The 9,024-nt window shown below is 68.2% G+C and carries 11 protein-coding genes and 1 pseudogene; 9 read left to right on the top strand and 3 right to left on the bottom strand.

The genetic code is table 11. The features are described 5' to 3' along the window. Together ACFU6I_RS38730 and ACFU6I_RS38725 are read left to right on the top strand one after the other, a co-directional pair. On the top strand, positions 1-383 hold a 383-nt coding region (locus tag ACFU6I_RS38730), incomplete at its 5' end, for a DNA-directed RNA polymerase subunit alpha C-terminal domain-containing protein (protein ID WP_384376099.1). Between the two features lie 1,063 nt (positions 384-1,446). Then, on the top strand, positions 1,447-1,569 hold the full coding sequence (locus ACFU6I_RS38725; RefSeq protein ID WP_384376096.1) for a hypothetical protein: 123 nt from the start codon (positions 1,447-1,449) through the stop codon (positions 1,567-1,569). A 411-nt stretch (positions 1,570-1,980) separates the two neighbouring features. Here ACFU6I_RS38725 and ACFU6I_RS38720 read toward each other — a convergent pair whose 3' ends face one another. From ACFU6I_RS38720 to ACFU6I_RS38710, 3 genes and pseudogenes are all read right to left on the bottom strand, one after another. Then, on the bottom strand, positions 1,981-2,256 hold the full coding sequence (locus ACFU6I_RS38720; RefSeq protein ID WP_345512079.1) for a CDGSH iron-sulfur domain-containing protein: 276 nt from the start codon (positions 2,254-2,256) through the stop codon (positions 1,981-1,983). Then, positions 2,240-2,926 carry a HemK2/MTQ2 family protein methyltransferase gene (locus ACFU6I_RS38715; RefSeq protein ID WP_384376093.1) on the bottom strand — a complete coding sequence of 229 codons (687 nt, stop codon included), beginning with the start codon at positions 2,924-2,926 and terminating at the stop codon, positions 2,240-2,242. The genes ACFU6I_RS38720 and ACFU6I_RS38715 overlap by 17 nt, the downstream gene beginning before the upstream one ends. Before the next feature lie 128 nt (positions 2,927-3,054). Further along, positions 3,055-3,280, bottom strand: a pseudogene (locus tag ACFU6I_RS38710) (hypothetical protein); the annotation flags it as partial. A 325-nt stretch (positions 3,281-3,605) separates the two neighbouring features. On the opposite strand from ACFU6I_RS38710, the gene ACFU6I_RS38705 reads away from it, so the two are divergent. The 7 genes from ACFU6I_RS38705 to ACFU6I_RS38675 all read left to right on the top strand — a co-directional run bounded on the left by ACFU6I_RS38705 (position 3,606) and on the right by ACFU6I_RS38675 (position 9,009). Further along, positions 3,606-3,932 carry a plasmid stabilization protein gene (locus ACFU6I_RS38705; protein WP_384376090.1) on the top strand — a complete coding sequence of 109 codons (327 nt, stop codon included), beginning with the start codon at positions 3,606-3,608 and terminating at the stop codon, positions 3,930-3,932. 411 nt (positions 3,933-4,343) lie between these two features. Beyond that, positions 4,344-4,748, top strand: a complete 405-nt coding sequence (locus tag ACFU6I_RS38700; RefSeq protein WP_384376087.1) for an actin-binding ADF family protein — start codon at positions 4,344-4,346, stop codon at positions 4,746-4,748. A gap of 155 nt (positions 4,749-4,903) precedes the next feature. After that, the gene (locus tag ACFU6I_RS38695) at positions 4,904-5,164 is read left to right on the top strand and encodes a hypothetical protein (protein ID WP_384376084.1); all 261 of its coding nucleotides are present in this window, start codon (positions 4,904-4,906) and stop codon (positions 5,162-5,164) included. A 563-nt stretch (positions 5,165-5,727) separates the two neighbouring features. After that, the gene (locus tag ACFU6I_RS38690; RefSeq protein WP_384376081.1) at positions 5,728-6,147 is read left to right on the top strand and encodes a CBS domain-containing protein; all 420 of its coding nucleotides are present in this window, start codon (positions 5,728-5,730) and stop codon (positions 6,145-6,147) included. A gap of 373 nt (positions 6,148-6,520) precedes the next feature. Further along, positions 6,521-6,793, top strand: coding sequence for a hypothetical protein (locus ACFU6I_RS38685; RefSeq protein ID WP_384376115.1), 273 nt, complete (start codon positions 6,521-6,523; stop codon positions 6,791-6,793). Between the two features lie 50 nt (positions 6,794-6,843). Then, entirely contained in the window at positions 6,844-7,323 is a 480-nt protein-coding gene (locus ACFU6I_RS38680; RefSeq protein ID WP_384376078.1) for an SRPBCC family protein, read from the top strand. A gap of 69 nt (positions 7,324-7,392) precedes the next feature. After that, a complete protein-coding gene (locus ACFU6I_RS38675) occupies positions 7,393-9,009 on the top strand; it encodes a phytoene desaturase family protein (RefSeq protein ID WP_384376075.1) in 1,617 nt (538 codons plus the stop codon). The last annotated feature ends 15 nt before the right edge of the window (positions 9,010-9,024 follow it).

Genomic DNA, 9,024 nt, shown 5'->3' with positions numbered 1-9,024 from the left:
CGTCGGCCGGCAAGACCCTGGTCGAGCTGTTCGGTCTGGCCCGCGAGCTCAACATCGACGCCGAGGGCATCGACATGGGCCCCTCCCCGACGGACGCCGCGCTCGCCGCCGATCTGGCGCTGCCGATCGAGGAACTCGAGCTCACGGTCCGCTCGTACAACTGCCTCAAGCGCGAGGGCGTCCACACGGTGGGTGCGCTTCTCGCCCGCTCCGAGGCCGACCTGCTCGACATCCGCAACTTCGGTGCGAAGTCGATCGACGAGGTCAAGGCGAAGCTGGCCGGCATGGGCATGAGCCTCAAGGACAGCCCGCCCGGATTCGACCCGATCGCCGCCGCCTTCGGCAACGCGGACGCAAGCTACGTCGAGACCGAACAGTACTGAACACTGCGCCGGGTCACACGGAGCCGGGCCTCGCCTCCCGGACCGTTACGCGGGGCCACGCCCCGCTTCTGCCGAGCCGTCACCATCAGGGGCACCCCCGTGCAACCCCGATCAGAACCGGATCACCGTAACGCGCAGCACAGACGCGGTCGCAGAAGTTCCCACGGCATCGCCGCCCGCCGCCCCGCCAAGACACCCACCTCTTCGTACGGCTATCGCGTACAAAGAGGTGTCGGCGTACGAAAACGGCTTGCCCATGGGGGGCTGACCAGGCAAAACGCCCAAGATCACAAAGGGGGGTTCACACCTCCGGTAGTACCTCCGGTGCACCTTTGGATCCCCCTGTGCAGACAACCCTGGGTGCAACCCCCGGCAAACGAGCGCGGACCTTGCGGACTCAGGTCAGCGGCCCCGCCTGCTCCGCCCCCCAGGGGGGTCCTGCGGATCCACTCCGGTAGTGGCAGAGGCGTCCCTGGTGCCGCTGGGGCGCTGTGACCGGCCCGTGCGGCCGGTATCGTGCATGCCTTTCTCCGCCGATCCCTTGGTTTGATTCTCTCCGCGGCGGCCGATGCTTTTGGCTGTATCGGCGGGGACCCCCTTCTTCTCCTCCTTGGAGATCTGCCTGCCGGGCCCAGGTTCCGGCGCGTACTCCTCGGGGTGGAAGGACCGATGTGCGCTCGGATTTTCCTGCTGAATTTCCTGATCCACGTCAGGAGACGGCCCGTGCCTGTGGGCTCCGTCGCGTGGCGGCTGCGATGACTTCGGGCGCTTGGACATGGGGTTGCCTCTCCGGCCTCGGTTGCCTCGGTTGCCTCGACGGGCCATAGTGCGACCTGCGGGCCTTATGCCCCGATCCTCACACCGGAGCTCCATGCGTGCATCCAGGGAGCCGGTACTTCAACGCGGCGCTCACCGGTCCGCCCCGCGGCGTTGCTTTCCTCGCGGCGCAATCTGTTCAGCAAAGCCGTCGCGGTCGGTCACGGTGCGGGTTAACCACAGGCCGGAACGTGATCGCGGTTCCTCCGTACGCTGCTACCCGAGTCGATCACACGGGGTGTGCAAAATGCGGTACGGCGTTGTAGTTGAGGAGCTCGCGACCCAGGTCATGGCGCAGCTGCCGGACGACCGGGTCCGGCAGAAGGCGATGGCGCTCGTGGAGGTCGCGCGGATGGATCCGCGGGCCTGACCCCGATGTGTGCGACCCGGCTCGGTGGAGATTACTGCTCCTCATGCCGTCGGCATCTCAACGGCGCCCTGGTGTGCCGCGGGTGCGGCGCCTACGCCCCGGACATCGCCCCGCCCGCCGCCGACAGCCGCAGCAAATCGGCCCCGACGATGACGAGCGCCGCACCGGCCACAACGGCTCACTGAGACACCGCGACCTACGACACATGGCATGACGCTCCTCGACGGTCGCCGGGTACACCCGAAGGTCGCCGCAGGGATGTCCCGTACCGCCACGCAGACGGCCACGTAGTCCGCGACCGCGGCCTCCCCCACGTCGGGAGGGGCTTGCTGAGGCGAGGCGAGGGCAGCGAACAGGCCAGCCGAGAGCGGCCCCCTGGGGCTGGGCACGGAGGGGCCGGCAGGGCTGTGGTCAGTGGTGGTCGCCGTCATGAGTGCCCTTCGGGTCGTTGCCGGGACGCTGGTCACGGCCCTCGCGGAGGTGAGCGCCGGGGGGCGTGTGGCGGCGGTGGCTGGTGTCGCACCACGGGTATATGCGGCTGCGCCCGCAGGTGCAGACGGCGACGATGAACCGGTCGGAGGTGGCGATCGCGCCATCCTCCTGGACGATCTCCACTGGCCCTTCGATCAAAATCGGACCGTCGCGGGCAACGGTCACGCGGCGGGCGTGGTCAGCTTCGTTCGGCACGGATGATCACCAGCTCCTCTGTGTCCTCATCGGCGCCGATCCGGCCCTGGGCAAGCAGCCACGGCAGCCGCTTGATGATCACGGGTCCGAACGGTACGTAGGACCGGTCCGTCACCGCGCAGCGCAGACCGGTCTCGGTCAGCCGTCTCAGCGTTTCCTCGACGCCGCAGAGTCCGGAATGCACCATGAGCAGTACGCCATGCGGTCGGAGCAGATCTCGGGTGTGGGCGCAGATCCGGTCGAGGACCTGCCGTCCGCCGGGACCGGCGTCCCAGGCGACCGCGGGGCTGTGGCTGCGGGTGCGGCGCGCATGGGGCGCGGGCATATAGGGCGGATTGCTCACCACCACGTCGAAGCGCTGCCCGGCGACCGGCCCGGTGAGGTCGCCGCGCAGCACCCGGACACGGTGCCCGGCACGGGCGGAGTTGATCCGAGCAGTCATCACCGCTCGTCGGGAGATGTCGGTCGCCGACACCCGGGCCCCCATCCGCGCGGCCAACAGAGCGAGCGCGCCGCATCCTGTGCAGACATCGAGAACGTCCATGTCCGCCGTGATCCCCTCGGCGTGGAGCGCCTGTGCAAGCAGGTGAGTATCGGCCTGGGGAGCGTAGACCCCAGGAAGTGTCCACAGGTTCCCGAGGTCGACGGCCCGTGCGGCAGCAGTCGTCATGAAGCCTCCATGAGGGTACGAGCAGACCTCTCGTTCCTCTCGTCAGGCGCGTGCCCGCCTCACCTCATTCAGATTCGGTGTGCCTGCGGACCGCCGCCACTCGAATGGCAGTCTCCGGCCTCCTGCCATGTTTTATGTGCGTCTTGTCCGACCAGGAACTTCTCGTGCGGTCCGGCGACGGAGAGAATGGCCGCTTTCACCGACAGTGAACCGCTCGAGGATTCCCTGGGCCATGGTCCGGTCATCCAGACCGGACACCGCCAGCACATCCGCACTGAAGAGAGCGTCCCCCAGGACAGCCCGAACCCTGTACTGCGCCCTCCGGCGCTGTGACACGACCGCCGGACAGGCCACACCGAGACTCTCCGTCCCACCCCCGTAACTGATCGTCCTGTCACTCTGTGCCGGGCTGCGGATCACCATCGGCGGGTCAGGCTGATGCCCTCACCCTGCGGTCCGGCTCAGCTCTAGCGCACCGCACCGCAGCGCCGCTGTGTCCCCCTGTCACTTTTCTCACTTTGCATCCTGCGTAAGAGAAGTTCTTCGCCTTCACTCGTGTCGCGGGCGGCAGGTTTTGCGCGTGCACTGGGGTAGCCGGGTGTGCAAGCCATGCCCTGGAGAACAGCGTTCTCCCGTGTGCCCGGCGTCGTCGACCAAAACAGAGACGAGAGCGTCAGTCATGCCAGCAGGATCCAGCCCTAAGCGTGAACGCCAGTACGAACACATCAAGGAAAGCGCCGAGAACCGCGGCGCTTCCGAGAAGCGTGCGAAGGAAATTGCCTCGCGCACCGTCAACAAAGAACGTGCACGCTCGGGCGAGGCAAAGTCCTCGAGCAAAACCTCTACCCGCGACCCCAAGTCCGCCCCTCAGCGTGGCGGGCAACGCTCGCACAGCGGCTCACAGGGACCCACCAGGGACCAGCTGTACGAAGAGGCCAAGAAGAAGAACATCGACGGCCGCTCAAACATGAACAAGCAACAGCTGCGCCAAGCCCTCGGCCGTTGAATCAGGTGCGCTGCGAGTTCCTTGCAGGCGGCCCGGAAGTGGATGACTGCCCAATGTACGCAACACAGTGCGGTGTCTGCGTGGAGACGGGGCTGCGCTACGGAGCCTGGCTCCGGCCATCGCGGGCTCTCTCCCCAAATGAGCGGAGCCTCTGCCTCGCTTTCTGGTGGGACACGCGACGTCGGGCACGAGCACAACAGCAGGGACCACGGGCCGAACGTTCTTCCCTGACAGCCTCACGTCAAAAGCGTGAAAGTTGCGGATGGTTTCGGGGAAGAGGGCGAGCACCTCGGCCCGCATGAGCTCAATCGGCCCTCTTCAACGATGAATGTACGCAAGGATGACGGCGGCGGGGCATTTGGCATTGGAGGCCCGAGCGGCTGACGGGTCGGCGACACAGAAGGACTTTTCGTGAGCAGTGATATCCCAGTGGAAGACAGCTGCATCGAGGCATTTCATGAGCTGAAGAGGAAGCGGAACGTCAACACAGTGATCTACCGGCTCAGCGACAACCTGGAGACCGTCATCCCCGATTTCAAGGGGAACCTGACGCACGACGAACTGCTGCAGGCCCTGCCGACCGCCGAGACTCGGTTCGTCGTCTACGACCTAGTCTTTGCGACGGCGAACGGGGCCCGGAAAGACAAGATCGTGCTGATCTCCTGGTGTCCCGAGGCCGCAGAGATCGAGCAGAAGATCGCGCACTCGACCAGTCGCAGCACACTCCGCAATCTACTCGACGGTGTCCAGGTCTATGTACACACCACGGACCCATCCGACTTGGGGTACGAGGAACTCGTTTCGCGGACCTCTTGACCCGCCCCTCCTCGGCTGCGTTCCAGAACAGCAGCACGGTCACGCCAACCCGCCACGGACGGTGCACAGGTATCTGACCGGATGACCGATGCCGAGTCTGGCAGCCTGATCATTGATCCTCACGCTAAAACCGTGAACACGAGAAGAGACGCAGAGTGGAACAGCGACCCCTCCCCCAACCCGCGCGCCACGCTGTCGAGCCGCTCAATGAGCACGGAACGAGTCTCTACAGCGCCGACCAAGCAGCGGTGGTGGTCACAACGCTTGTCTCCCAGATTTACACCGCGGCAGCGGAGCTGGCCGGACTCGCCGAACACCTCCTGGCACTCCAGGAGCACCGATATGCCAAGACCGGTCATAAGCAAGAGGAGCCCAGCTCCTCGCACCGGTCGAGAGAGAGCGGCATCCCCCTGTGACCACCCGGGAATGCAGAGGCGCAGACAGTACCGCTGCGTGCTCGACGCGACCTGCCAGCCGCGGTGTGGGTGCGGCTGCGGCCGTTCTGCGTCCCGTCACGAGTGCGCACCGCGGCCTTATCTCCCGGACTCCTCGCGCCGTTTCCTCGGCGCCCGCCCGGTCTTGGTGCCAGGTGATCCCCACCTCCGTACCCTGGGCCGCCAGCTTTACAGCGATGGCTCGGCCGTTCCCCGCATCCGAGTGCCACGGTCATTGGATGGCAAACGCAGCTGCCCGCAAGGCGGTCGTACAAACGGCCGACCAGTCCTTACCTGTCCCTGCCGTCTCGCGCAGCATGGGCGTCGCATCGCTTCGTGTCGCGTCCCGCCGACGGCCGGCACAGCACTGCGAGCAGGGCACGCCATCCAGGCGGTCGGTGACGATGACGTCCAGCCTGCTGTGAAGACAGCCACGAGAGCCAATGGACGGAACTCCACCGTGGCCAGGCCGCTCGGTCCCAGGTCACGGATACACGAGCTGGGAAAGTCCAAGAGTCCTGCCGTGTGCAGCTTGAAGGAGAATCATGGTCCAGCAGGTTCGCGAGGTCATGACGGAGGATCCTGTCGTCGTGTCGTCGCTGACGTCCGTAGTGGTCGTTGCCCAGCTGATGCGACGCGAGGACATTGGTGCCGTGCTCGTGGTCGACGATGATCGGTTGCGTGGTCTCGTCACCGACCAGGACCTGGTGGTGCGCGTCCTGGCTGAGGGCGGCAGCATCAATGATCGCACCGTAGCCGATGCGTGCAGCGCCGAGCTTGTCGCCGTCACCCCGGATGACGACGTTGAGCAGGCCCTAATTCTGATGCGCGAACGGGCGGTACGCCGACTGCCAGTGGTCGAAGGGGGCAGGCCTGTCGGGGTCATCTCCCTTGGCGACTTGTCCATCGAACGCAATGCCGGTTCAGCCCTGGGCGACATCAGCGCTGCCGAGCCAAACGAGTGAACAACGATCGCGAAGTCACCTGCCCCTTGGTACCCGGGTGAGGGATGGCCCCATGCAACGGATCAGGACGGCGGTGAATGGCCGATGGTGAATTACGAACTCCTCGCGAGCAACGGCTATCTCGCCAGACCTGACCGTCACCGCGCTCGGCCGTCTGCGCGGACGCGCCATGGTCACTGGTGACTTGGCCGTCGCCTGCGCGCACCACCGTGACCGGCTGCCCGAGGCGATCCGCCTCACCGGCCCCGCCCAGATCACGCAGTGGAAGTGGCAGATGTGAACGGCCCGGGCATCGTCGTTGTCGACGCCGGCTCCTCCAGCCTGCACCTCACGTTCTGGGTGGCGACGGCCGCGAACGGGCCGTGAAGCCCCCATCACCGAGCCAGCCGGCCCCGAGACCGCCGACACGATCGAGGAGTTCCTGCGCGACGCGCCCCAGGTCGGCGCGACCGGGCACCGTCTCGTTCACGGCGGACCGCGCCTGCTGCGCCCTACCGTCGTCGACGACGACGTACGCGCCGAGCTCACCTGTACGGCCGGGCTCGCCCCGCTGCACATGCTCCCGGCGCTCACCACCCTGGACGCGACCCGCAACCGGCAGCGCCGGGATCGCCGTCCCCGCGCGGGAGTGTGGCCCCGGGCCTAGCGTGGGAACACGCAGCGAGGGACGCGACACTTCGGACGACGGAGGAGCGCATGGCCGTACGGCACCGGTTGATCAGGAAGCCCCCCGAGGACGTCTGGGGGGTCCTGTCCGACGCCGAACAGTACGGGGACTGGGTAGTCGGCACCTCACAGGTCGAGCTGGACGAAGGACGGTGGCCCGAGCTGGGGGCGGCCCTCCGCTACGAGATCAAGATCGGGCCGCTGACCCTGCACAACCGGACCGTCGTGCGCCGCAGCGAGCCGACCGCCGTCCTCGAACTGGAGGCGGACAGCGGGCCGCTGGGGACCGCGCGGATCGCGATGGAACTGCGGCCCTGGGGCGAGCACACGCTGCTTATCTTCGACGAGCACCCGTTGCGCGGGGCGGGGGGCGCCCTGCACAACGGGCTCCTGGACGCGGCGCAGCAAATGCGGCACCGCGCAATGCTCGGCCGTCTCGCCCGGCTGTGCGAGGGGGCCGAAAGCCCGGCCCGCACCACTCCCGAGCAGCCACGACCGCGCAGGGCCTGAACCCGCACCCAGACCTGGAGACAGCCCCGCCACCGGGCGCGGCGGCACCCACCGAGCCGGGAGCGAGTCATGCCGGACGCTGTAGTGATCGGGGCGGGCCCCAATGGGCTGGTCGCGGCGAACCTCCTGGCCGACGCGGGCTGGAGCGTGGAGGTCCTGGAGGCCCAGGACGAGCCCGGAGGAGCGGTCCGGCACGATCGGGGCGTCGACCCCGAGTTCGCCAGTGACCTTTTCAGTGCCTTCTATCCTCTGGCCGCGGCCTCGCCGGTGCTGGCCGGCCTGAATCTGGAGCGTGAGGGGCTGGCCTGGAGCCACGCCCCGAAGGTACTCGCCCACCCCTTGCGAGACGGTCGCTGTGCGGTCCTCAGCCGAGACCTGGAGGAGACAGCCGCAAGCCTGGAGGCGTTCGCCCCTGGAGACGGGGCCGCGTGGAAGGAGCTGCGAGAGGTCTGGGAGACGCTGCGTCCCGACATCCTCGGCGCCCTGTTCACGCCGTTCCCCCCTGTCCGCGCCGGGGCCCGGCTGGCGCTGCGGCTGCGTGCGGCGGGCGGCCTGCGCCTGGCCCGAACGATGGTGCTGCCGGTGCGGCGTCTGGGCGAGGAGGAGTTCCGCGGCGAGGGCGGCAGGCTCCTGCTCGCGGGCAATGCCCTGCACGCGGACCTCGCACCGGAGGCGGCGGGCAGCGGCGGGTTCGGCTGGTTCATGTCCATGCTCGGCCAAACCTACGGCTTCCCCGTTCCCACCGGCGGCGCCGGGGCGCTCACCGCCGCTCTCGTCCGCCGCCTGGCGCGGCGCGGCGGACATATCCGCTGCGGTGAACAGGTCGCCGAGGTCGTCGTCCGCGGCGGACGGGCCGTCGGCGTCCGCACCACAGGCGGCGAGGCGGTATCAGCTCGCAGGGCGGTCCTGGCCGATGTGTCCGCGCCCGCTCTCTACGGTTCCCTGGTGGCCGAACGGCACCTCCCCGGACGGCTGCTCGCCGACCTGAAGCGCTTCCAGTGGGACTTCGCCACGTTCAAAGTCGACTGGGCACTGAACGGACAGGTGCCCTGGACCTGCCCGGAGGCCGCGCAGGCGGGAACCGTCCACCTCGCAGAGGGCATGGACGGCCTCACCCGCTTCGCCGCGCAGATCGCCATGGGCCGCGTCCCCGACGAGCCCTTCGCTCTCTTCGGCCAGATGACCACCGCCGACCCCAGCCGCTCGCCCCAGGGCACCGAGTCCGCCTGGGCCTACACGCACGTTCCGCACCGGGTGCGGGGCGACGCCGGCGACGACGGGCTGACCGGCTCCTGGGACGCCCGGGAGCAGGAGGCGATGGCGGACCGTGTCGAGGCACAGGTCGAGCGCTATGCCCCCGGTTTCCGCGGCCTCGTCAGAGCCCGGCGCATCCTCGCCCCACCCACGCTGGAGAGCATGGACGCCAACCTCCACGGAGGCGCCATCAACGGCGGCACCACGGCCATGCACCAGCAGTTCGTCTTCCGCCCCACGCCCGGCACCGGCCGCCCGGAGACACCCGTCGCCAGGCTCTACCTCGCTTCCGCCTCCGCGCACCCAGGCGGGGGCGTTCATGGCGCCCCCGGGGCCAACGCCGCCCGGGCCGCCCTGCGCCGGCAGCGCACCGGAGCCCTGTCCCACCTCCAGAACCGGCTGACCCGCCGCAACCGCAAGGGGCAGCACTGATAACCCATCTACGGC

This window comes from Streptomyces sp. NPDC057486 (assembly GCF_042802415.1).
Classification (GTDB): Bacteria; Actinomycetota; Actinomycetes; order Streptomycetales; family Streptomycetaceae; genus Streptomyces; species Streptomyces yanii.
This window is presented reverse-complemented; position numbering and strand designations above follow the sequence as displayed.